At 72.5% G+C, this 21,138-nt stretch carries 19 protein-coding genes; 14 read left to right on the plus strand and 5 right to left on the minus strand.

Annotated elements, in window-relative coordinates; all coding sequences use genetic code 11:
• Nucleotides 1–7 precede the first annotated feature (7 nt).
• Entirely contained in the window at nt 8–604 is a 597-nt protein-coding gene (gene pdxH, locus LZ198_RS32445) for a pyridoxamine 5'-phosphate oxidase (RefSeq protein ID WP_323383136.1), read from the minus strand.
• Nucleotides 605–670: 66 nt separating this feature from the next.
• Between pdxH and glgA the strand changes: the two genes are divergently transcribed.
• The 3 genes from glgA to LZ198_RS32460 are packed head-to-tail and all read left to right on the plus strand — an operon-like array spanning nt 671 to nt 3,546.
• Entirely contained in the window at nt 671–2,104 is a 1,434-nt protein-coding gene (glgA, locus tag LZ198_RS32450) for a glycogen synthase GlgA (protein ID WP_253976002.1), read from the plus strand.
• Between the two features lie 45 nt (nt 2,105–2,149).
• Nucleotides 2,150–3,067 carry a serine/threonine protein kinase gene (locus LZ198_RS32455; protein WP_253976003.1) on the plus strand — a complete coding sequence of 306 codons (918 nt, stop codon included), beginning with the start codon at nt 2,150–2,152 and terminating at the stop codon, nt 3,065–3,067.
• Nucleotides 3,067–3,546: an NDR1/HIN1-like protein gene (locus LZ198_RS32460; RefSeq protein ID WP_253976004.1), complete on the plus strand. Its 480-nt coding sequence runs from the start codon at nt 3,067–3,069 to the stop codon at nt 3,544–3,546. The genes LZ198_RS32455 and LZ198_RS32460 overlap by 1 nt, the downstream gene beginning before the upstream one ends.
• Nucleotides 3,547–3,555: 9 nt before the next feature.
• On the opposite strand, the gene LZ198_RS32465 is transcribed toward LZ198_RS32460, so the two are convergent.
• The gene (locus LZ198_RS32465; RefSeq protein ID WP_253976005.1) at nt 3,556–4,911 is read right to left on the minus strand and encodes a hemolysin family protein; all 1,356 of its coding nucleotides are present in this window, start codon (nt 4,909–4,911) and stop codon (nt 3,556–3,558) included.
• A 54-nt stretch (nt 4,912–4,965) separates the two neighbouring features.
• On the opposite strand from LZ198_RS32465, the gene LZ198_RS32470 reads away from it, so the two are divergent.
• Nucleotides 4,966–5,751: a pilus assembly protein N-terminal domain-containing protein gene (locus LZ198_RS32470; RefSeq protein WP_253976006.1), complete on the plus strand. Its 786-nt coding sequence runs from the start codon at nt 4,966–4,968 to the stop codon at nt 5,749–5,751.
• A 23-nt stretch (nt 5,752–5,774) separates the two neighbouring features.
• Here the strand turns inward: LZ198_RS32470 and LZ198_RS32475 are convergent, their stop codons facing one another.
• Entirely contained in the window at nt 5,775–7,331 is a 1,557-nt protein-coding gene (locus tag LZ198_RS32475) for an LVIVD repeat-containing protein (RefSeq protein ID WP_253976007.1), read from the minus strand.
• Nucleotides 7,332–7,546: 215 nt separating this feature from the next.
• Between LZ198_RS32475 and LZ198_RS32480 the strand changes: the two genes are divergently transcribed.
• Complete coding sequence (locus tag LZ198_RS32480; RefSeq protein ID WP_253976008.1) at nt 7,547–8,554, plus strand: hypothetical protein; 1,008 nt, start codon at nt 7,547–7,549, stop codon at nt 8,552–8,554.
• A gap of 43 nt (nt 8,555–8,597) precedes the next feature.
• Nucleotides 8,598–9,611 carry a WD40 repeat domain-containing protein gene (locus LZ198_RS32485; protein ID WP_253976009.1) on the plus strand — a complete coding sequence of 338 codons (1,014 nt, stop codon included), beginning with the start codon at nt 8,598–8,600 and terminating at the stop codon, nt 9,609–9,611.
• Between the two features lie 10 nt (nt 9,612–9,621).
• On the opposite strand, the gene aat is transcribed toward LZ198_RS32485, so the two are convergent.
• Complete coding sequence (gene aat, locus LZ198_RS32490; RefSeq protein WP_253976010.1) at nt 9,622–10,320, minus strand: leucyl/phenylalanyl-tRNA--protein transferase; 699 nt, start codon at nt 10,318–10,320, stop codon at nt 9,622–9,624.
• 12 nt (nt 10,321–10,332) lie between these two features.
• Nucleotides 10,333–11,175 (minus strand): LEA type 2 family protein, encoded by an 843-nt coding sequence (locus LZ198_RS32495; protein ID WP_253976011.1) that lies wholly within the window; start codon nt 11,173–11,175, stop codon nt 10,333–10,335.
• Between the two features lie 56 nt (nt 11,176–11,231).
• Between LZ198_RS32495 and LZ198_RS32500 the strand changes: the two genes are divergently transcribed.
• The 8 genes from LZ198_RS32500 (at nt 11,232) to LZ198_RS32535 (ending at nt 21,120) form a co-directional block, all read left to right on the plus strand.
• The gene (locus tag LZ198_RS32500; RefSeq protein WP_253976012.1) at nt 11,232–11,873 is read left to right on the plus strand and encodes a hypothetical protein; all 642 of its coding nucleotides are present in this window, start codon (nt 11,232–11,234) and stop codon (nt 11,871–11,873) included.
• Nucleotides 11,874–12,300: 427 nt separating this feature from the next.
• Nucleotides 12,301–14,382 (plus strand): TonB-dependent receptor plug domain-containing protein, encoded by a 2,082-nt coding sequence (locus LZ198_RS32505; protein ID WP_253976013.1) that lies wholly within the window; start codon nt 12,301–12,303, stop codon nt 14,380–14,382.
• Nucleotides 14,383–14,414: 32 nt separating this feature from the next.
• Nucleotides 14,415–16,190 (plus strand): HmuY family protein, encoded by a 1,776-nt coding sequence (locus tag LZ198_RS32510; RefSeq protein WP_253976014.1) that lies wholly within the window; start codon nt 14,415–14,417, stop codon nt 16,188–16,190.
• Between the two features lie 26 nt (nt 16,191–16,216).
• Nucleotides 16,217–17,305, plus strand: coding sequence for a hemin-degrading factor (locus LZ198_RS32515; RefSeq protein WP_253976015.1), 1,089 nt, complete (start codon nt 16,217–16,219; stop codon nt 17,303–17,305).
• Nucleotides 17,305–18,204 carry a heme/hemin ABC transporter substrate-binding protein gene (locus LZ198_RS32520; protein ID WP_253976016.1) on the plus strand — a complete coding sequence of 300 codons (900 nt, stop codon included), beginning with the start codon at nt 17,305–17,307 and terminating at the stop codon, nt 18,202–18,204. Before LZ198_RS32515 ends, LZ198_RS32520 begins: the two co-directional genes overlap by 1 nt.
• The gene (locus LZ198_RS32525) at nt 18,201–19,292 is read left to right on the plus strand and encodes a FecCD family ABC transporter permease (RefSeq protein WP_253976017.1); all 1,092 of its coding nucleotides are present in this window, start codon (nt 18,201–18,203) and stop codon (nt 19,290–19,292) included. Before LZ198_RS32520 ends, LZ198_RS32525 begins: the two co-directional genes overlap by 4 nt.
• Nucleotides 19,289–20,092, plus strand: a complete 804-nt coding sequence (locus tag LZ198_RS32530) for a heme ABC transporter ATP-binding protein (RefSeq protein ID WP_253976018.1) — start codon at nt 19,289–19,291, stop codon at nt 20,090–20,092. Before LZ198_RS32525 ends, LZ198_RS32530 begins: the two co-directional genes overlap by 4 nt.
• 182 nt (nt 20,093–20,274) lie before the next feature.
• Nucleotides 20,275–21,120: an EamA family transporter gene (locus tag LZ198_RS32535; RefSeq protein ID WP_253976019.1), complete on the plus strand. Its 846-nt coding sequence runs from the start codon at nt 20,275–20,277 to the stop codon at nt 21,118–21,120.
• Nucleotides 21,121–21,138: the final 18 nt, after the last annotated feature.

Genomic DNA, 21,138 nt, shown 5'->3' on the forward strand with positions numbered 1-21,138 from the left:
CCTCCGGCTACGGGTAGAGCATCTGCGTGCGCCAGCCGTCGCCGTCGCGCAGGTACACGTGCCGGTCGTGCAGGCGGCTGGGGCGGGCGTGCCAGAACTCGATGCGGTCGGGCACCACGCGGAAGCCGGACCAGTGCGGCGGGCGGGGCACCTCGACGCCCGCGTAGCGCCGCTCCACCTCCTCCACGCGGGCCTCCAGCGTCTCGCGCGCCGGCAGGGGTTGGCTCTGGAGGCTGGCCCACGCGCCCACCTGGCTGCCCCGGGCGCGGGAATGGAAGTAGGCGTCCGCCTCCGCGGCGTCCACCACCTGGACGCGCCCCTCCACCCGGACCTGGGTGTCGAGTGGCTGCCAGAAGAAGCACAGCGCGGCGAACGGATGCGCCAGCAGCTCGTGGCCCTTGCGGCTGTCGTGGTTGGTGAAGAACACGAACCCACGCGCATCGACGTCCTTGAGCAACACCACGCGCGCGCTCGGACGGCCGTCCGGGCCCACGCTGGCGACCACCATGGCGTTGGGGTCGACCGGAATCACCTGCTTCGCCCGCTCGAGGAGCTCCGCGAAGCGCTGGAAGGGGTCGGGAGGTATCAACACGCCGCGCAACATACGGGACGGGTGCCCGCCGCGCACGTTCACGGTTGACTCGCTGTGAGCAACCGTCATGGTTGCCCCATGAAGATTCTCTTCATCTCCTCGGAGGTGGCTCCGTTCTCGAAGACGGGGGGGCTGGGGGACGTCGCGGGCGCGCTGCCCGCCGCGCTCGCCGCGCTCGGGCACGACGTCAAGGTCGTCACCCCGCGCTACCGCGACGTGCGCGACACGGGCCGGCTGTCGCCCACGGGACACTCGCTCCAGCTTCGCTTCCCCTTCGGCGAGCAGGGGGGCCCCATCCTGTCCGCCCGCCTGTCGGAGAAGCTGGAGGTGCTCTTCCTGGAGAACGCGGCGTTCTACGGCGACCGGCCGGGGCTGTACGGAGACGCGTTCGGCGAGTTCGGCGACAACGCCCGGCGCTTCGCCTACCTCTCCGTGGGCGCGCTCCAGGCGGCGCAGCGGCTGGGCTTCATCCCGGACATCGTCCACGCCAACGACTGGCAGACGGGGCTGGTCCCCGTGGCGCTGCGCCGCGGCTTCCAGTCCACCGCGCTGTCCCGGGCGAAGAGCGTCTTCACCATCCACAACCTGGCCTACCAGGGGCACTTCTCCAAGCACGTCATGGCGGAGCTGGGGCTGCCGTGGGACCTGTTCACCGCGGACGGGGGCCTGGAGTTCTACGACACGGTGAACCTGCTCAAGGGCGGGCTCGTGTTCTCCGACGCCATCACCACCGTGTCACCCACGTACGCGCGTGAAATCCAGACGCCGGAGCAGGGCTACGGGCTGGACGGCCTCCTACGCCACCGCGCCCACCGCCTCACCGGCATCCTCAACGGCATCGACACCCAGGAGTGGAACCCCGTCACCGACCCGCACCTGCCGGCGCGCTACAGCGCCCGGGAGCTGGACGGCAAGGACCGCTGCAAGCGCGAGCTCCTGTCGCGCTTCGGCCTGGCGTGGAGCGACGCGCCGGTGTTCGGCATCGTCAGCCGGCTGGCGTGGCAGAAGGGCGTGGACCTGCTGCTGGAGGCCCTGCCGGTGGCGCTCCAGGCGGACATCCGCTTCGTCGCGGTGGGCAGCGGCGAGGCCCCGCTGGAGGAGGGCCTGCGCGCGCTCCAGGCCCGCTTCCCCAAGCAGGTCTCCGTCCACCTGGGCTTCGACACGGCGCTGTCGCACCTGGTGGAGGCCGGGGCGGACTTCTTCCTCATGCCCAGCCGCTATGAGCCGTGCGGCCTCAACCAGATGTACTCCCTGCGTTACGGGACGGTGCCGGTGGTGCGCGCCACCGGCGGGCTGGTGGACACGGTGGAGGGGGGGCTGGGCGGCAACGGCATCCTCTTCGAGGCCTTCCACAAGGCGGCCCTGGTGGCGGCCTTCCGACGGGCGCTGGCCCTCTACGCGGACCCCCCTCGGCTCACGGAGTTCCGCCGCCGGGGCATGGACAAGGACTTCTCCTGGGACGCCTCGGCCAGCCGCTACGTGGCCCTCTACCAATCCCTGGTCGGCGGATGAGATGAATAAATGGGTGCCGACGGAAAATCGCAGTAGGATTGTGTCGTGGCGGATGCTCCGGACCTGGGTGGTTATGAGGTAGTCGGCCGGTTGGCTGTGGGCGGCATGGCGGAGGTGTATCAGGCGAGAGCCCGGTCCACCACGCAGCGCTCTCCCGGTGAGCCGGATGAAATCGTCATCAAGCGGCTGCACCCGTCGTTTCGCAACGACACCGCCTACGTGAAGGCGTTCGTCGACGAAGCGAAGCTGACGGTGCGGCTGCGGCACGCGCACATCGTCCGGACGTTCCGCCTGTTCAAGGCGGGGCCGGACTACCTCATGGTGCAGGAGCTCGTGAGTGGCCGGACGCTGGGCTACATGCAGGAGCTGCTGCTCAAGGCCGGCGCGGCGATGCCGCCCGAGTCCGCCTGCTACATCGCCTGGTGCCTGCTCAAGGCGCTCGACTACATCCACCGCGCGAAGGTGGGGGAGAACGGCGCCACCATCGTCCACCGCGACGTGAACCCGGCCAACGTGCTGCTGGGCATCAACGGCGACGTGAAGCTGACGGACTTCGGCGTGGCGGAGGTGGAGGGGATGATGCGCGGCGACTCCGGCGCGCTGCGCGGCACGCTGCCGTACATGAGCCCGGAGCAGGTGCTGGGGCAGGCGGTGGACGCGCGCACGGACCTGTTCGCGGTGGGCGTCATCCTCTGGGAGCTGTTCGGCGGCCGGAAGCTGCACGCCGGAGAGAACGAGGCGGACCTGATGCACCAGGTGCGCGACGCGCGCGCGCCGCTGTTGTCCACGGTGGCGCCGGACCTGCCGGACTACGCGGTGCAGGTGGTGCGCAAGGCGCTGTTCGCGGACCGGGTGCGCCGCTTCCAGACGGCGGCGGAGTTCATCAAGGCGTTGGAGGCGCTGTCCCGGCGCGCGGGCTGGCCGCTCACGGTGGAGGCGCTCCAGCCGTTGCTGGGGGGCTGATGCGGACGCGACGGGCCCTGCTGGCGCTCCTCGCCTCCGTCGCGCTGCCCGGCTGCCTGGGCGCGGTGCCGCTCACGCCCCGCGCCTATGACGAGGCGGTGCGCGTGGAGGCGCTGGCGGTGGACTTCCGGCAGGACACCTCCGGCGTGCTGGACCTGGACCTGTCGGTGACGAACCCCTCGTCGGACGCGGCCTCGCTCACCTCGGTGGACTTCGAGCTGTGGGTGGAGGGCCGGCGCGTGGCCACGGGCGCCCAGTTGGTGGACGCGGCGCTGCCGCCCCGGGGGCACGTGCCGCTGCGCGTGCTGTTCCCGCTGGCGGCCGAGCGCGTGGTGCCCGTCACGGCGTCCCATCCGCTCGAGGTGCGCGTGCGCGGGGGCGTGGTGCTGCGCTTCGGCGGCACGGAGCGGCGGGCCCCGTTCCGCGTCCAGGGCTCGCGCAAGCTGACGTTCGTGCCGCCGGGGCTCGCGGACGACTGAGGCGGCCCCTCAGGGCTTGGCCGCGGACGACGGCTCCGGCCGGGACTCCTTGGCGCGCGGCTCCTTGCCGTCCTTGGTGCCCGCGGTGCTCTTGAGCCGGGACATGCGCACCCGGTCGATGCGCGCGCCCGCCTTGTTGGCGATGACGAACTGCCAGCCGTTGAACGTGAAGCGCTCGCCCACGTCCGGCAGGTGGCCCGCCAGCGACGACAGGAAGCCGCCGAGCGTGTCGAAGTCGCCCTCGGGCAGCGGGAAGCCGAAGGCCTGGGTGAAGCCGTCCACCTCCATGGCGGCGTCCACCACGAAGCTGCCGTCCGCCAGCTTCTCCACCTGCTTCTCCTCCACCTCGAACTCGTCGCCGATGTCGCCGACGATTTCGCGCAGGATGTCCTCCAGCGTCACCACGCCCATGAAGCCGCCGTACTCGTCGACGACGATGGCCATGTGGATCTTGCGCTTCTGCATGTCGCGCAGGAGGTCGCCGATGGGCTTCATCCACGGCACGAAGTGCGCGGGGCGGATGATGTCCTGCAGGACGATGAGCTCCGGGTGCTGGAGCAGGGGGATGATGTCGCGCGCGTGCAGCACGCCGATGATGTGGTCCACGTCGTCCCGGTAGACCGGGATGCGGGAGTGGTTCTCCTCGGCCAGCAGGCGCAGCAGCTCCTCGGAGCTGATGGTGCTGTCCACCGTCACCACCTCCGTGCGCGGCACCATGACGTCGCGGCAGCGCTTGTCGGACAGCTCGAAGATGGAGCGGATGAGCTGCGGGGCGCTCTTGTCGACCTCGTTCTTCGCCGCCTGCGCGGCGAGCAGCTTCTCCAGCTCCTCCAGCGGCGGCGGCGGCGGCTCGAAGCGCAGCGTGCGGCCGAAGGTGCGCGCCACCAGGTTGAGCACGCCCAGCACGAAGCGCATGGGCGGGTAGAGCACCGCCACCAGCAGCGAGACGAGCCCGGACAGCCGGAGCGCCCAGCGCTCCGGGTTGGCGTTGGCCAGGCCGCGCATGGTGACTTCCATGAGGCTGGCGAGCACGCCGACGAAGAGGGCGCCCGCGGCCACGGTGGCCACGGGCAGGTAGGCGGCCTCACCGAAGCGGGTGAGGTCGAGCATGCGCGGGGGCACGAACGCGCCGATGGCGGCCGCGAGGAAGCCGCTGAGCAGCGTGCCCAGGCGCAAGGCGGTGGCGGTGGCTTCGCGCTCCGTCTTGTGACGGAGCACCCGGCGGCTGGCGGCGCCCTTGTGCGACTCCGCCAGCTCCTGGGCACGCAGGTCCGACGTGCCGTAGAGCGCGGACTCCGCCGCGGCGACCAGGGACCTGACGAAGCACAGCGCCAGGCAGGCGACCCAGAGGGCCCAGGTAGGCATAGAGGCCTGTTCTTATCCCGTGCTAAGGGTCCGTTCCACCCCGCCGGAGCCTCAATGCACGCTCGCATGTATTCTGTTGGAGCACTCCTGGCCTTCCTCGTCCCCTCCCTGGCCGGGGCCTGGCCGGTGGACGTGGCCGTCTCCCTGGAGAGCGGGAAGGAGCGGTTCCAGAAGCTGTCGGCGCTGGACTGGGTGGAGGTGGAGGACCCCGCCGTGGTCACCGCCGAGGTCCTGTCCGGGAGCAACGAACTGTTGCTCACCGGTCAGAAGGAGGGGCGGACGCTGCTCCTGCTGTACGCGGAGGGGCGCTTCGCGGTGTGGCGCCTGACGGTGGGCAACCCGCCCGCGGAGGACGTGGCGCCCCGGCTGGCCGCCGCGCGCAAGGCGTGCCCGGACCTGAAGGCGACCCAGGGCGCGGAGCGCTCGTTGACGGCCACGGTGAAGGACGCCCCGTGCCGCGCGGCGCTGCTGGAGGTGCTGCGCACGGACGCGTTCACGGCGCGGGACCTGGAGCTCACCTTCGAGCTGCCCGCGCTGCAGGATCAACTGAGGTCGATGGGCGAGGCGCTCCAGCCGCTGGGCCTGGAGGCCCGCTACAGCGGCGCGGGGCTGGTGATGTCCGGCACCACGGACCGCGAGGGCTGGCGCAAGGCGTTGTGGGAGTTGTTCCGCCGCTCCACGGGCCGCGTGCCGCTGGAGGACCGGGTGGAGGTGAAGGAGGCGCCGGAGCCTCCCGCGGCCGCGCCGGATGCCGGCCCCGCCGTCGTCGCCGAGCCGCCGGTGCCGGTGGAGATCCTCAAGCCCGCCCCGGTGAAGCGCCCGCGCAACAAGTCGCGCTGACGCCTCCCCGCGTCGCGCGGGCCTCACGGCTCGCGCAGGACGAGCAGCCCGCGCGAGGTGTCCACGACGTAGATGAAGCCGTCGCCCGGCACGCGCATGCCGATGGCGCCGTCGTAGAAGCTCGAGCCCCGCCCCGGGTCTCCCGGCCGGAAGGTGTTGTAGTAGGCCACCTCGCGGGGCGTCTCCGGCGTCGACACGTCCAGCACGCGCACGCCCTCGTGGTACCACGCGACGTAGAGCCGCGTGCCCACCAGCACCATGTTGTGGAGCGAGAGGTGCTCGCGCAGCCGGTGCTCGCCGATGCGGCGGACCGACGTGGGGTCCGTCACGTCGAGCACGCGCAGGTGCGCGCCCCAGTCCTCGCCGCCCTCGAAGGCGATGACGCGCTCGCCGAAGCGGCCCACCGCGCTGGCGTGGCTGGTGGAGTGTTCATAGCGGTAGCTGCCCAGTTGCCGGGGCGCGTCCGGCCGCTCCAGCGAGGCGATGACGTAGCCCGCGCGCCAGAAGTTCACGTACAGCCGCCCCTCGAAGGCGAACATGTCGTGGGGCCCGTAGGAGGTGGAGACGTCGAAGCCCGAGGCCTGGAACGTCCCCGTCAACTGGGGGGCGAAGGGGTCGCTCAGGTCGTAGACGAGCACCTCGCCGGTGGGCGAGGGGGACGCGGCGAACAGCAGGTGGCCGTCGACGAACACGGTGTGGACGTTGGTCCGCTGGCGGCCCGTCGCGAACACCTCCACCGGGTGGCCCGGGTCGGCCAGGTCGAAGACGATGACGCCGCGCGCGGCGCTCGCGACGTAGAGCGCGTCGCGATGGGCCCAGACGCCGTTCCAGGAGTTGTCGTTGGTGCGCAGGACGTGCTCGGTCAGCACCGGCCGCGCCGGGTCCGCCAGGTCGTAGACGTACAGCCCGCCTCCCAGCGCGACGACGTAGGCGTGGCCGTGCGTCACGTAGACGTCCACGGGCAAGCCGTCCGGGACCGCCGTCTCGGAGATGCGCTCCAGGCCGGAGGCCTCGCCCTCGCCGGGACGCGGCGTCACCTTCCGCGCCTCGAAGGTGCCCTCCACCTCCAGCGCCCCGTCCACGCATTCCACGTAGCAGCCCTGGAGCCGGTCGGGCTCGGGGGACTGGCAGCCCAGGTACGAGCGGCGGCGCGTGCCCCCGGTGGAGGGCTCCGTGCGCGAACTGGAGAGGAAGACGTTGCCCCCGGCGGCGACCTGGCGCGTATCCAGCGCGAGGCCCCCGGCGTACTGCTCGCCGGACGCGTCGAGCCGCAGGGCCTGCGAAGCGAAGCCGTAGTTGTTTCCGTAGCGCGGGTTCCGGCCTCGCACGTGCACCGTGTAGACGCCCTCGAGCTCCAGCGTCGCGAGCCCACCGGGCGTGCACCCCGTGGTGTCGAACGCGCCCAGGCTTCCGCAGGCGGTGGCGGCGGTGTCCACCGCGCAGCCCGCGAAGGGTCCCGTGTCGCGCCAGTCGCCTTCCTCGACGTCGCCCCCGTGAGGACCGGTGTCGGGGCGGGGGCCGTCGTCGGAGCAGGACAGGGACGTCAACGTCAGCGCGACCAGGAGGGGGAGGGGACGCATGCGATCTTCCGGGGGCCCGTGCGCGGAAGGGACGACGTCGCGGGCGGGACGTTCATATCGCGACGTCGCGGACGCCGCCCGCCACGGCGCGTCGCGAGGAGGCGGCCTCACCGAACGGTGCCGGGCGGGAGGTCGCTTGAGGTATGACGACGGCCCACCGGCCCGACAGGGGGCTTCGTGCCGCCGCGTCGTGGCCTCCAACGGGGAGGATGTCGATGCGCGGCGCAATGCGGACGCGGTGGCTGGCGCTGGGGCTGATGTCGTTCGGGCCGCTCGGGGCCCACGCCCAGTCGGCTGGCGAGGCCACCATCACCCTGCCGGAGGAGAAGGAGCGGGGCTGTCCGAATCCGAAGAAGCTGGACCTGGTGCCCTTCACGCCGCGCTCGCAGGTGGGGTTGGGTGGGGCCGGTTGGCTCATGCACCAGGCCGTCATCCCGGACGCGAAGGACGTCTACTTCACGGACCGCGAGCGGGAGCGGTCCGGCGTGAAGCAGGTCGCGCCGGAGGACGCGCGCAAGCTGGGCGCGCCGGACCCGACGCTCCCCGTGTGGGTGTTCGGCAAGGCGGACGCGGCGCCCTGTCGCGCGGAGCCCGTGCTGTGGTGGGCCGCCCGCATGGGGACGGACGGGGACCGCAAGACGTTCCTCCTGGCGGAGGTGAAGGCGGACTGCGACCTGTTGCCCCCGGGCCGGCTGTCCGGCACTCCCGTCGCGGTGCGCCAGAAGGACGCGCCCACCGGCTGCAAGCTGCGTCGACCCAACGAGCGTGAGACGGGCAAGGTGGGGGAGGGGCTCCCCTCGGACGCGCTGGAGTTCGTCCCCGCGCGCGACTGCGAGGCCCCGGAGTGTTCCCGCGTCTGGGAGCGCTTCGGCGCGAGCTGGGACGACAGCAGCGCGGCGAGCGACCTGACGGTGGCGTGGATGTCGCACGAGGGGAAGAAGGACCCGTGCGACTGGAGCCTCGAGCACTTCTCCCTGCTGCTCTACCGCCCCACGGGCGCGCTGTCCCCCGTGCAGCTTCGCGGTGGCGGCACCCACCTCTTCGGCGGGCTCTACGACAGCTCGGGCCCGCGGGTCGTGCTCAGCCGGGACCTGGGCACGCTGTACGCGCATGACGCGGCCAGGCCCAAGGCCCCGCCGAAGGCCGTGCGCTACGGCAGTCCTTCCGAGGAGGACCTGGCGAACGCGAGGCGCTCGCTGTCGACCTGCAAGTCGAAGCGCTGAAGGGGCTGTCAGCCAGCCAGGGGCCCACCGTAGGAGGACCTCCATGGACTCCTCTCGCTTCCCCGTCGTCACGTCCGCCAACGCCGCGCGGTTGAAGCGCGTGGGAACCCTGCGTCCGCACGTGGAGATGACCGCCCACGACTTCCGTGTCGCCTTCGACCCCGGGGGGACCCGCGTGGCGTCGATGGAGGCGGCGGGCATGTGGGCTTGCTGGTGGTCGCTGGAGGCCGGGCACGCCGGAGCCACCGCGCCGCGCGAGCCGCTCGAGCTGGGCGGTCCGTGCTGTCTCCTTCCCGACGCGGACCATGCCGTCTGCGTCGGGCGCGCGAACCTGTCACCGGAAGGCGCGTGGCGTCCCCGGCTGATGCTCCTGTCCGCGCGCGATGGCGTGTCGTCGAAGCAGGTGCACCTGCCGCATGCCGTCAAGGCGCTGGCCCGCTCGCGGGAGGGCCGCCTGCTGGCGGTGATGATGGACGAGGGAGAGGTCCTGCTCTGGGATGTCCAGGCATGGCGGCTCGTGCGCGCGCTGGAGGGATTGCCGGGGACGCCCGGGTTCCCCGCCGAGGCCGTCGTGTCCCGGTGCGCGTTCTCCCCGGACGGTCGTTACCTGGCGGCGGTGTCCACGCGCTGGTCCGACACGGGGTCGCAGGGGCTGGTGTGGCTCTGGGAGGTCGCGACCGGCGGCGGCCCCTGGTGCGTGCCGCTCGAGACCCATGTCTCGCACGGGCTCGCGTTCCATCCCACCCGGCCCTGGCTCGTCGTGAGCGGCGGCACGAACTACGCCGCGCTCGTGGACGTCGAGGCGCGACGGCTCCTCCGGCGACTGCCGGGCTTCTATGGGTACGGTTGCCACCTGGACTTCGACGCCTCGGGGGCGCTGGTGCTCGTGTCGAGCGACGGCTTCGGCTTCTGCCTGCGCGACCTCGAGACGGGCGAGACGCGGTTCGAGGTCCAGCAGGAGGGGAACGTGAGCGACGCGTGCTTCTCTCCCGACGGCCGGTGCATCGCCTTGGGCGAGTGGGGCGGCGGCGTCTCGCTGTGGGCCGTCGTGGACTGACGGCCCCGTGTCAGGGCCCGGGGGCTTGCGTCCACGCGCCCTGGCGCGTCGGCTCGCGCAGGGCCTTCTGGAGCGCGCCCAGGAAGCGCTTGCGTGGCCAGGCCTCCGCGCCGAACCGGGCCAGGTGCTCCGTCTCCACCTGGCAGTCGATGAGCTGGAAGCCCCAGTCCCTGAAGCGCTCCACCGCCGTCGCGAACGCCACCTTCGACGCGTCCGGCGCCAGCGCGAACATGCTCTCCCCGAAGAAGGCCGAGCCGAGCGACACCCCGTACAGCCCGCCCTTCAGCTCGCCGTCCGCCCACGCCTCCACCGAGTGCGCGAAGCCCTGCTCGTGCAGCGCGACGTAGGCCCTCAGCATGTCGTCGGTGATCCAGGTCCCCGTCTGCCCGGGACGCGGCACCCGGCCGCACTCGGCGATGACGCGGGCGAAGGCCGTGTCGTAGCGCACCTCGTACGCGCCCCGCGCCATCGTCTTGCGCAGGCTGCGGCCCACGTGGAGCTTGTCCGGCTCCAGCACGAAGCGCGGGTCCGGCGAGTGCCAGAGGATGGGGTCGCCTTCGCTGAACCACGGGAAGATGCCGCGCGAGTACGCCGCCAGCAGCCGCTGCGGACTCAGGTCTCCGCCGACGGCGAGCACTCCGCTCTTGTCCGCGCGCTCCGGAGGGGGAAACAGCTCCGGGTGCTCGTCACTCAACAAATAGATGGGCACGCGGCGCCCATCCTACCGGGTCACGTTGAGCTTCACCTCGCCCGACAGCGAATACGGCACGCGCATCAGCGGTCCCGTCAGCTCGCCCGTCACCCCGTAGGGGAGGATGCCCCTCGAGATGAGGGCCTTCACCTCCGGGCCCCACGAGGACTTCGTCACCGACACCTCCACCGGGTAGACGCCCGTCGCGGACGCATCCACGCTGTCCGATTCGGCCAGCGTCCCGCTGTCCAGCGCCTTGCCCGCCACCGCCACCTGCCACGTCAGCCCGCTGAGCTTCAGGGGGAACGGGTTGGGGTTGCGGATACCCAGCCGGAGGTTGAGCTGCACCTCCTCCGAGGAGTAGCGCGCCCCGTCCAGCTCCTCCACCACCACCGTGGGCAGCCGGGGCACGCGCACCGCGCGGCTGGCGGCGAACGGCACCTTCTCCTCGGCGTCGCCCTGGCGCACCACGAGCACCCCGCGCAACGCCAGGAGCACCGTGCCGCCCTGGGCGCTCAGCCGCGCCAGGTCCTCCGGGCCCTGCACGTAGGCGGCGCGCTCCTCGAAGGAGACGTCCGTCCCGTCGCTCCCGGACAGGGGCGTGCCCAGCTTCGCCGAGCCGTGCTTCATCACCTGGCCGTCCGACACGAGCTCGTACTCGGCGCGCTCCACCACGGCGCCGGTGGGGCCGGTCACCCGGGCATTGAAGCGCAGGGCGGCCTCGGTGAGCCCCTGGGACACCACGGCGGTGTCCTGGGCGGCGAGGACGGTCTGGGCGGACGGTCGGGTCGGGGCCGAGGCACACCCCACCCCGAGCGCGAGCAGTGCCGCCAGCCGGACGACGGGCGAAGTCGAGCGCATCACGCTAGACATTGTGTGCATCCCCCCCGCCGCCCCCAAGGGCTTTTCAGCTAGACTGTCAACCACTCGTGGTCCCAAGCCGCCCCAACTTCAACAAGACGGTCCGCGCCCTCATCCGCGACATCGCGGCGAAACTCCCGGAGTTCGCCCACGTGAAGGCGGGCCGCATCCTGGTCGTGGCGGGCGAGGCGCGCAGGGCGTCGCGGGGCACGGTGAAGCCCCTGTGCTTCCGCGGCGGCAAATGCACCGACCGCACCGGGCGCCGCAAGCCGGTCATCCGCATCCGCGGCCGGCGCATGCTCTACTGCATCACCCTGCGGCCCCTGTTCTTCCGCGGCTCCAGCGCCCAGGCCCGCGTGGAGACGCTCCTCCACGAGCTGTTCCACATGTCGCGCCGCTTCGACGGCACGCTGCACTCGGGCCGGCGCCACGCGGTGCTCGGCAAGGACTTCGCCCGCAAGCTGCGCCCGCTCCTGCGCCGCTACCTCAAGCTGTGCCCGCCGGAGCTGCTCGCCGCCCTCGCCCACACAGGCGAGGTCCGCGTCCTCCAGTGGCTCGAGCGTCCCGGCCCCGCCTACGTCCCCGGTACCCACCGGCGCGCGCGCAAGGTCTACACCGAGGACCAGCTCTACTACGGCATCTCACGCATGGTGACGCCCAAGGCCACCCGCGCCCCGCGTGAGTCCTCCGCCCGCGCCAAGGTCCACTGAGCGTCCCACCTGTCTCCTCCTGGACGTGCCCGTGGATTCTAGGGTTGACTTTGATAATGAGTATCAATATCGTCCCTTGCAATTCAGCCGGTGGAGTAGCGATGCGCGACGAATGCCAGCACGAGGGCGGGGCCAGTGAGCTCCGGTGCCTGTGCGGGAGCCTTCTGGCGAGGCTGGTGCCGGGCGGGGTGGAGCTCAAGTGCCGGCGGTGTCACCGGACGCGGGTGATTCCGTTGGAGGGTTCGCCGCCGCGGGGGTCGGAGCCGGGGGCAGGGCCGGCGCGCTGAAGCGAAGCGGTTCGAAGGACCCGGGCGGAGGGCCTGGGGCGGTAACGAGAGATTTTCCTGAGGCCCGAGGCCCTTGAGCCCAGCGCCCGACAGGGTCCTCCCCGGCGGAGGCCCACCGGCCACGTGCCGGAGGACGCGGAATGCGCGGGCGTTGGTGTCTGCTGGTGCTGGCTTGGGCCGCACCCCCGGTCGTGTGGGGGCAGGTGTCGCCCCCGCATGCGCAAGAGGCGTCGGTGGAGGCGGCCGGGTCCGCCCCTGTCGAGACGCAGGACGAGAACGATTCATCAGTTGTGGTGACGAAGCAGGCCGAGGTCGTCGCGGATCCAGGGGTCGCGACGACTTCGGCATCTTCGTCTCCCGTCACGCCCGCGCCGGCCGCTGACGACGACGTGCCGGTGGCGCGCACGGTGGTGACGGCGTCGCGCACGCAGGAGCGGCTCGGCGACACGCCGGTGGCCACGGAGGTCATCACCCGCGCGGAGATCGTCGCGAGCGGCTCGCGCGACGCGTCCGAGCTGCTGGCGGCGCACCCGGGCCTGGAGATCGTCCAGAACTTCACCGGCGCGTCGCTGCGCGTGCAGGGCCTGGGGCCCGAGTACGTGCTGGTGCTGGTGGACGGCGAGCGCGTGGGTGGGCGCGTGGCCGGCAGCGTGGACCTGTCCCGCCTGTCGCTCGAGGACGTCGAGCAGGTGGAGATCGTCAAGGGGCCCTCGTCGGTGCTCTACGGCAGCGACGCGGTGGGCGGCGTGGTGAACTTCATCACGCGGCGCGCGCGCAAGCCGCTGGGCGCGGAGCTGCGCGTCTCCTACGGGAACCTGGAGCGGCTGGACCTGGATGGCACGGGCGAGGCCCGGGGCGAGAACTGGGGCCTGCGGCTGACGGGTGGACTGCAGCGGCGCGCGTCATACGACCTGGACACCGCGGACGTGGGCACCACGGGCAGCACGCTGGACGGCTTCGACCTGTCCGCCAGCGGCGACCTGAAGACGCAGGGCCCGATGACGCTGGAGGGCTCGGCGTCCTTCTCGCGCCGCACGCAGCGCGGCGTGGACATGGGCGTCGCGGGGGCCGTGTTCGACCGGGCCAGCCGCGACAACAACCTCACCGGGCGGCTCGCGCCCTCGTGGCGGCTGGGTGATGGCGCGACGTTGCGCGTGGAGGGGTCGTACGCCCATTTCCAGCGCACGTACGCGCGCGACCAGCGCCGCTCCTCCGCGCTGGACACGGTGGAGCGCACGAAGGAGCACCAGGGCCGGGTGGGCGCGCAGCTCGACGCGCGCGTGGGCGAGCGGCACGCGTTCGTGGTGGGCACGGAGGCGCTGGGCGAGTGGCTCACCGCGGACCGGCTCGGGGGCTCCGGCAAGGGCGACCGCGGGCGCTTCTCCGCGTACGCGCAGGACAGCTGGACGCTGCTGACGGGGCTGAAGCTGGTGGCCGTCCCCGGCGCGCGCGTGGACGTGGACACGCAGTTCGGCACGGCGGTGACGCCGCGGCTCGCGGCCAAGGTGGACCCGCTGTCGTGGCTCACCGTGCGCGGCAGCTACGGCTGGGGCTACCGCGCGCCGGGTTTCCAGCAACTGCTGCTCGACTTCGAGAACCCCACCGTCGGCTACACCGTGCGCGGCAACCCGGACCTGAAGCCGGAGCGCTCGCGCAGCCTGAGCTTCTCCGCCGAGGCGCGGCCCGCGGACGAGTCGCTCCTGTGGGCCAGCGTGTACCAGCACTCGCTGCGCGACATGATCGGCACCTCGCTCGAGATGGACGGCGACGTGCAGCGCTTCACCTACGTCAACGTGTCCCGCGCGCGTGTCCGGGGCGGCGAGCTGGGCGTGCGCCAGCGGCTGCCGTGGCGCCTGTCCCTGGAGGTGGCGTATTCGCTCACCGACGGGTGGGACGAGGAGCTGGACCGGGCGCTGGAGGGCCAGCCCAAGCACCGGTGGACCGCGCAGGCCACGTGGCGCCACCGCGAGTGGGGCCTGGAGACCTGGGCCCGCGCGGCGGTGGTGGGCAAGCGCCCCTTCTATCCGGACACGGACGGCGACGGCGTGGCCAACCCGTACGAGGCCGACCCCTACGTCACCCTCGACGCGCGCGTGGCGTGGCGGGTGCGCGAGGAGCTCCAGGTGTTCGTGCTCGGGACCAACCTCGCCGACGCCGGCAACGCCACCGACCTCCCCATTCCCCCCCGAACCTTCCAGGCCGGCATCGCCGTCCGGCTGTGAAGCCTTCCTTCCACCCGACCCAGGAGACCTCCATGTCCCTTCCGACCTTCCGTCCCGCGTCCCGTCTGGGCCGCGTCGCAGCCGCGCTGCTGCTGTCCGGCCTGCTGACCGCGTGTGGTGACGACGACCTGATTCCTGGGGGCAACGACCCGGACCCCGAGCTGCCGGAACAGCCGGAGCAGCCCGAGCTGCCCCCGAACGGCACGCACATCCGCCACTCGCTCAACGCGGACGGCTCCATCACCACCGTGGTCGACGCGTCCGGCCGCGACGCGTGGATCGGCTTCGACCTGGACACGGGCACGCAGGTGGCCGCGGACACGGACGCGGTCTGGGACCTGTCCTTCCAGCGCTTCGGCATCCGCTCGCGCGGCGGCGTCAACGGCACCGGTGGCGTGGAGGTGGCGCTGGTGAAGGGACAGACCTTCGCGCAAATCACCCAGGCACCGGCCACCGGCTACGCGGTGGACGCGGCGGACGGTGACGACGAGGGGACCGACCCCGACACCGTCTTCCAGGCGGGCGAGGGCTGGTACGTCTACGACCTCGCGACGCACAAGCTGAGCGCGCGCGACCAGGTCTACATCGTGCGCACGGACTCGAAGGCGTACTTCAAGGTCCAGCTGCTGTCGTACTACGACGACGCGGGGACCCCGGCCATCCTCAAGCTGCAGTGGGCCAAGGTGACCGCGCCGGAGGCGCCGCAGCAGCCCGAGCTGCCTCCGAACGGCACGCACATCACCCACTCGGCGAACGCGGACGGCTCCATCACCACCGTCGTCGACGCGCAGAGCCGCGAGACGTGGGTGGGCTTCGACCTGGACACGGGCACGCAGGTGGCCGCGGACACGGACGCGGCGTGGGACCTGGCGTTCCAGCGCTTCGGCATCCGCTCGCGTGGCGGCGTCAACGGCACCGGTGGCGTCAAGGTGGCCGTGGTGACGGGGCAGTCGTTCGCCCAGATTACGCAGGCGCCGGCCACCGGCTACGCGGAGGACGCGGCGGATGGTGACGACGAGGGGACCGACCCCGACACCGTCTTCCAGGCCAACGGCGGCTGGTACGTCTACGACCTCGCCACGCACAAGCTGGCCGCGCGCGACCAGGTCTACGTCGTCCGCACCGACTCGAACGCGTACTTCAAGGTCCAGATGCTGTCGTACTACGACGACGCGGGGACGCCCTCCGTCCTCGTGCTGAAGTGGGCCAAGGTGGCGGCGCCGGTGGCGCCCCAGTTGCCCGCGAACGGCGCGCAGCTCACCCACTCGCTCAACGCCGACAACTCCATCACCACGGTCGTCGACGCGCAGAGCCGCGAGACGTGGATCGGCTTCGACCTGGACACGGGCGCGCAGGTGGCCGCGGACACGGACGCGGTCTGGGACCTGTCCTTCCAGCGCTTCGGCATCCGTTCGCGCGGCGGCATCAGCGGCACGGGGGGCGTGGAGGTGGCGGTGGTGACGGGGAAGACGTTCGCGCAAATCACCTACGCGCCGGCCACGGGCTATGCGGTGGACGCGGCGGACGGTGACGACGAGGGTACGGATCCGGACACTGTCTTCCAGGCCAACGGCGGTTGGTATGTCTACGACATGACGACGCACAAGCTGGCCGCGCGCGACCAGGTGTACGTCGTCCGCACGGACGCTGGCGCGTACTTCAAGGTCCAGATGTTGTCCTACTACGACGATGCGGGGACGGCCTCCGTCCTCAAGCTGCAGTGGGCGAAGGTGAACGCGCCAGTGTCCGCTGGGGCACTCGCCGCCGAAGTCTCCGCCCAAGACGTGTCCGTCAGCGCTACCCGCTGATGCATCCTTCTCCAGAGGTTCCAACGATGAACTCCCAGCCTGTTTCCTCGGGTACGTCCTACGATCCCTCCCTCCTGCGCCAGCGCTGGACCGCGCTGCGCGAGGCCCAGCCGCGCACCCGCATCCGTGACGCGGCGGAACAGCTCGGCGTGAGCGAGGCGCAACTGCTCGCCACGGGTGTCGGTGACGACGTCGTCCGGTTGGAGCTCCGCCCGGAGCTGTTGCTGCCCCGGCTGGAGGCGCTCGGGAAGGTGATGACGCTCACCCGCAACGAGTCCGCCGTGCACGAGAAGCGCGGCGTGTACCGCAAGGTGGAGGTGAACGGCGCGGTGGCGCTGGCGCTGGACGAGGACATCGACCTGCGCCTGTTCCTGTCGCGCTGGCGCTTCGCCTTCGCGGTGCGCGAGGCGCGGCCGGAGGGCACGCGGCGCAGCCTGCACATCTTCGACGCGGCGGGCACCGCGGTGCACAAGGTCTACCTGGAGGACGAGGCCGGGGTCGACGCGTTCGAGAAGCTGGTGGCGGACTTCTCCCTCGCCGAGCAGGCCCGCGAGGTGCCGGTGGAGCCCGTGTCTCCCCCGGAGGCGCCGCGTCCGGACTCGGACATCGACGCGGTGGGCCTGGTGGAGGGCTGGCGCGGCCTCAAGGACACGCATGACTTCTTCCCGCTGCTGCGCCGCTTCAAGGTGGCGCGCACGCAGGCGCTGCGGCTGGCGGGCCCGGAGCTGGCCTCGCCCGTGGCACCGGCCTCGCTGACGTGGGTGCTGGAGAAGGTGGCGGCCTCCGGGCTGCCCATCATGGTGTTCGTGGGCAACCCCGGCGCCATCCAGATCCACACCGGCCCGGTGAAGACGGTGAAGGCGATGGGCCCGTGGATGAACGTGCTCGACCCGAGCTTCAACCTCCACCTGCGCACGGACCACATCCACACCGCGTGGGTGGTGCGCAAGCCCACGAGCGACGGGGTCGTCACCTCGCTGGAGCTGTTCGACGCGGCGGGCGAGAACATCGCCCTGCTGTTCGGCAAGCGGAAGCCCGGCGTCCCCGAGTCCCACGACTGGCGGGCGCTGATGGCGGAGCTGGTGGCCGCTCTTCCCCTCACGGAGGTGGCGTGATGAACCGCGTGCTGCGTGCGTCGCTGGTCGCCCTGTCGCTGTCGGCGCTCCCCGCGCTGGCGGCGGAGGCCCCCGCGGCGAAGGTCCCCGCCAAGGCGGCGGAGAAGGCGGCGGAGCCCCGGCTGGTGCTGGTGGGGCCCACCATCACCGAGACGGTCTTCGCGCTCGGCGCGGGCGCGCAGGTGGTGGGCGTGGACGACATCAGCCTGATGCTGCCCGGCGTGGCGGGGACGCCGAAGGTGGGCTACCAGCGCGCGCTGTCGGCGGAGACGGTGCTCGCGCTGCGCCCCACGCGCCTGCTGGCGACCGAGGAGGCCGGTCCTCCCGGCGTGCTCGAGCAGCTGCGCACGGCCGGCACGGACGTGGTGCTGTTCCCCAACCACCCCACGTTGGACGAGGCCCGGAAGCGCATCCGCGAGGTGGCCAGCCGCCTGGGGCGCGAGGCCCAGGGCGAGGCGCTGGTGACGGAGCTGGACAAGGACCTGAAGGTCGCGGCGGAGCGCTCGGCGGCGGCCAAGGGGCGCAAGCCCGTGAAGGTCCTGGCCATCTACGCGCGCGGCGCCAACACGCTGATGGTGGCGGGCACGCAGACGGCGTCGGACGAGCTCATCCGTCTGGCTGGCGCCGTCAACGCGGTGCCGGGCTTCGCGGGGCACCGCCCGCTCACCGCCGAGGAGGTCGTCGCGGCGGCCCCGGACCTCATCCTGATTCCCTCCGGTTCGCTGCACGCGGTGGGTGGGGCGGAGGGGCTGCAGAAGGTCCCCGGCCTGGCGCAGGTGAAGGGCTGGAAGCTCACCACCGTGGATGACGTCAACTTCATGGGGCTGGGCCCCCGCCTGGGCAAGGCCGTGGGCCTCATCCAGGACGGGATGCAGCTGCCGGTGCGGAGCGGGACATGAGCGCATCGGACGTGGCGCCCGTCCGCGCCGCGTATCCGAGCCAGGAGCAGCCTCGGACGGCCGGGACGCGGCCGCGTCCCTGGGGTGTGCTGGCCGCGCTCGTGGTCGTCGCGGTGGTGACGGCGCTGTCGGCGGGCTCGGTGCGCGTGCCGCCCCTGGCCCTGCTGGGCAGCGTGCTGGAGTCGCTGGGCTGGGAGACCGGACACCGGCTGGAGCCGATGCAGGAGGCGGTGCTGCTCTCCATCCGCCTGCCTCGCGTGGTGCTGGGCCTCATGGTGGGCGCGGTGCTGGCGACGAGCGGCGCCGCGCTCCAGGCGCTGTTCCGCAACCCGCTCGTGGAGCCGGGGCTGCTGGGCACGTCGAGCGGCGCGGCCCTGGGCGCGGTGGCGGCCATCGTCCTGGACGTGGCGCTCAGCTCCCGGCTGGGGCCGTTCCGGCTGCTGGCGGTGCCGGGCGCGGCCTTCCTGGGCGCGCTGGGCGCCACGCTGCTCGCGCAGCGGCTGGGCACGGGTGGTGGACGCACGGAGACCGCGCGCATCCTCCTGGCGGGCGTGGCCGTCAGCGCGGGCGCGAGCGCCGGCATCGGCCTGCTCATGCAGGTGGCCACCGACGCGCAGCTGCGCTCCATCACCTTCTGGACCTGGGGCAGCCTGGGCGGCACGTCGTGGCAGGTGGTGGGCGTGGCGGCGGTGCCGCTGGTGGTGGCGCTGGGCCTCCTCCTGCGCAACGCGCGGGTGCTCAACCTGCTGCTCCTGGGTGAGCGCGAGGCGTGGCACCTGGGCGTGGACGTGGAGAAGCTCAAGCGCCAGCTCGTCCTCGTCGCCGCGCTCGGCGTGGGGGCGGCGGTGTCCGTCACGGGGATGATCGGCTTCGTGGGGTTGCTGGTGCCCGCGCTGCTGCGGCTCGCGCTGGGGCCGGACCACCGGCGTTTGATGGGGGCCGCGGCCCTGCTGGGCGCGGCGCTGCTCGTCACGGCGGACACGCTGGCGCGCACGCTGGCGACGTCGGAGATGCCCGTGGGCGCGCTGACGTCCGTGCTGGGGGTCCCCGTGTTCATCTCGCTGCTCGCGCGCCGGGGGCTGACATGAGCCTGGAGGTGCGGGGCATCGAGGTGTGGCGGGGCAGGGGACGCGCGCTGGGGCCCGTGTCGCTGGAGCTGAGGCCCGGGGAGGTGCTCGCCGTGGTGGGGCCCAACGGCGCGGGCAAGTCCACCCTGCTGTCCGCGGTGTGCGGAGAGCTGCCGTGCTCGGTGGGCGAGGTCCTGCTCGACGGCAGGCCCTTCGAGAAGTGGCCACACCGCGAGCGGGCGCTGCGTCTGGGGGTGTTGCCCCAGGAGTCCTCGCTGGGCTTCGGCTTCACCGTGCTGGAGGTGGCGCTGCTGGGGCGCAGTCCCCACGTCTCGCGCGGCGACGGCGCCGCGGACCAGGAGGCGGCGCTCGGGGCCCTGGACGCCGTGGACATGCGGCACCTGGCGTCGCGGCCCTACACCGCGCTGTCGGGCGGCGAGCGGCAGCGCACGCAACTGGCGCGGGTGCTCGCCCAGCTCTGGGACGCGCCGGCGCATGGCCACCGCTACCTGCTGCTGGACGAGCCGACGTCGAGCCTGGACCTCGCGCACCAGCACCTGGTGCTGGAGAAGGCGACGCGCTTCGCGCGCGAGGGCGGCGCGGTGATGGCCGTGCTCCACGATTTGAACCTCGCCGCGCGGTACGCGGACCGCATCGCCGTGCTGGCGGCGGGGCGGCTCGTGGAGCTGGCCGCCCCGGCGCAGGTGCTGCGCGCGGACCTCATCGCGCAGGTCTTCGGCCTCCAGGTGGAGGTCGTCGAGTGGCCGTCCGTTCCCGGCCCGTTCGTCATTCCCTCGGGGCGCGCGTCCGCGTCGCCTTGAGGCTTCGGTTGTCTGCTCCTCGCGGGGGCCGCCGGCGCACCCGGTATCCCTCCATGTCGCAATCCGCCGGGCGCTCGCCCCCGCGGGGAGCTTTTTTCGAGTCCCGTCTCACGCGGCGTCGCGCGGCGGGGTGGGGTGGTCCGGGGTAGAAGGGGCCCACCCGCCACCGTCGAGGAGCCTCGTTGGAGACCGTTGCCCTGGTCCTGGTGCTGTCGTCCGCGTTCCTGCACGCCACCTGGAACGCGATGCTCAAGCGGCACCCGAACCCCGAGGCGGGCGTGGTGGCGGTCATCGCCGTGGCCACGGTGGGCGGCGCGCTGTGGGCGTCCGGCATGCACGGCGCGGCGCTCTCCTCGAAGGGGCTGGGGTGGGCGGTGTTCGCCGGGGCCTGCGAGAGCGTCTACCTGGCGGCCCTCTCCCGCGCGCTGCACCGCGCGCCGCTGGGGCTCGTGTATACGGTGTCCCGGGGCGGGGCCATGTTGCTGGTGTGGCCCGTCTCCGTGCTCGCGTTGGCCGAGGGCGTCTCCGGGTGGACCGCCTCCGGGGCGGTGGTGCTCGGCGTGGGGCTGGGGGTGATGCAGTTGGCGCGGCCCGCCGGGCGCGTGGCCTCCGGGCTCGCCTGGGCCGCGCTGTCCGCCGTGGCCATCGCGGGCTACCACCTGAGCTACAAGCTGGCCCTGGCCCAGGGCGCGCTGCCCCCGGTGCTCTTCACGGTGGGCATGTTCGTCGCCCTGCCGGTGCTCGTGGTGGAGCGCGGCCGTCGGATGGGGTGGAGGACCCTCCAGCGCGAGGCGTGGAGCCGCCCCGTGTCCGTCCTCGTCGCGGGTGTCCTCTGCATGCTGTCCTTCGCGCTGATGCTGTCGGCGCTGGGGACGAGCGGCGCGGGCGTGGTGCTGACGCTGCGCAACACCTCCATCGCCTTCGCGCTGGGGCTCGCCGCGCTCCAGGGCGAGCGCCTGGGACGGCGGCAGCTCGCGGGCGCGGGGCTCGTCTGCGTGGGGGCGATGCTGCTGGGGCTGCCCGGCTGAGCGCGTGGGCAGCCCCGA

It is taken from the genome of Myxococcus dinghuensis, from assembly GCF_024198235.1.
Taxonomy (GTDB): domain Bacteria; phylum Myxococcota; class Myxococcia; order Myxococcales; family Myxococcaceae; genus Myxococcus; species Myxococcus dinghuensis.

Bases quoted from the DNA above. Each gene is read 5' to 3' on its own strand.
- pdxH (WP_323383136.1), bottom strand. From the start codon at position 604: ATGTTGCGCGGCGTGTTGATACCTCCCGACCCCTTCCAGCGCTTCGCG.
- glgA (WP_253976002.1), top strand. From the start codon at position 671: ATGAAGATTCTCTTCATCTCCTCGGAGGTGGCTCCGTTCTCGAAGACG.
- LZ198_RS32460 (WP_253976004.1), top strand. From the start codon at position 3,067: ATGCGGACGCGACGGGCCCTGCTGGCGCTCCTCGCCTCCGTCGCGCTG.
- LZ198_RS32465 (WP_253976005.1), bottom strand. From the start codon at position 4,911: ATGCCTACCTGGGCCCTCTGGGTCGCCTGCCTGGCGCTGTGCTTCGTC.
- LZ198_RS32470 (WP_253976006.1), top strand. From the start codon at position 4,966: ATGCACGCTCGCATGTATTCTGTTGGAGCACTCCTGGCCTTCCTCGTC.
- LZ198_RS32475 (WP_253976007.1), bottom strand. From the start codon at position 7,331: ATGCGTCCCCTCCCCCTCCTGGTCGCGCTGACGTTGACGTCCCTGTCC.
- LZ198_RS32480 (WP_253976008.1), top strand. From the start codon at position 7,547: ATGCGCGGCGCAATGCGGACGCGGTGGCTGGCGCTGGGGCTGATGTCG.
- LZ198_RS32485 (WP_253976009.1), top strand. From the start codon at position 8,598: ATGGACTCCTCTCGCTTCCCCGTCGTCACGTCCGCCAACGCCGCGCGG.
- LZ198_RS32495 (WP_253976011.1), bottom strand. From the start codon at position 11,175: ATGTCTAGCGTGATGCGCTCGACTTCGCCCGTCGTCCGGCTGGCGGCA.
- LZ198_RS32505 (WP_253976013.1), top strand. From the start codon at position 12,301: ATGCGCGGGCGTTGGTGTCTGCTGGTGCTGGCTTGGGCCGCACCCCCG.
- LZ198_RS32510 (WP_253976014.1), top strand. From the start codon at position 14,415: ATGTCCCTTCCGACCTTCCGTCCCGCGTCCCGTCTGGGCCGCGTCGCA.
- LZ198_RS32515 (WP_253976015.1), top strand. From the start codon at position 16,217: ATGAACTCCCAGCCTGTTTCCTCGGGTACGTCCTACGATCCCTCCCTC.
- LZ198_RS32520 (WP_253976016.1), top strand. From the start codon at position 17,305: ATGAACCGCGTGCTGCGTGCGTCGCTGGTCGCCCTGTCGCTGTCGGCG.
- LZ198_RS32525 (WP_253976017.1), top strand. From the start codon at position 18,201: ATGAGCGCATCGGACGTGGCGCCCGTCCGCGCCGCGTATCCGAGCCAG.
- LZ198_RS32530 (WP_253976018.1), top strand. From the start codon at position 19,289: ATGAGCCTGGAGGTGCGGGGCATCGAGGTGTGGCGGGGCAGGGGACGC.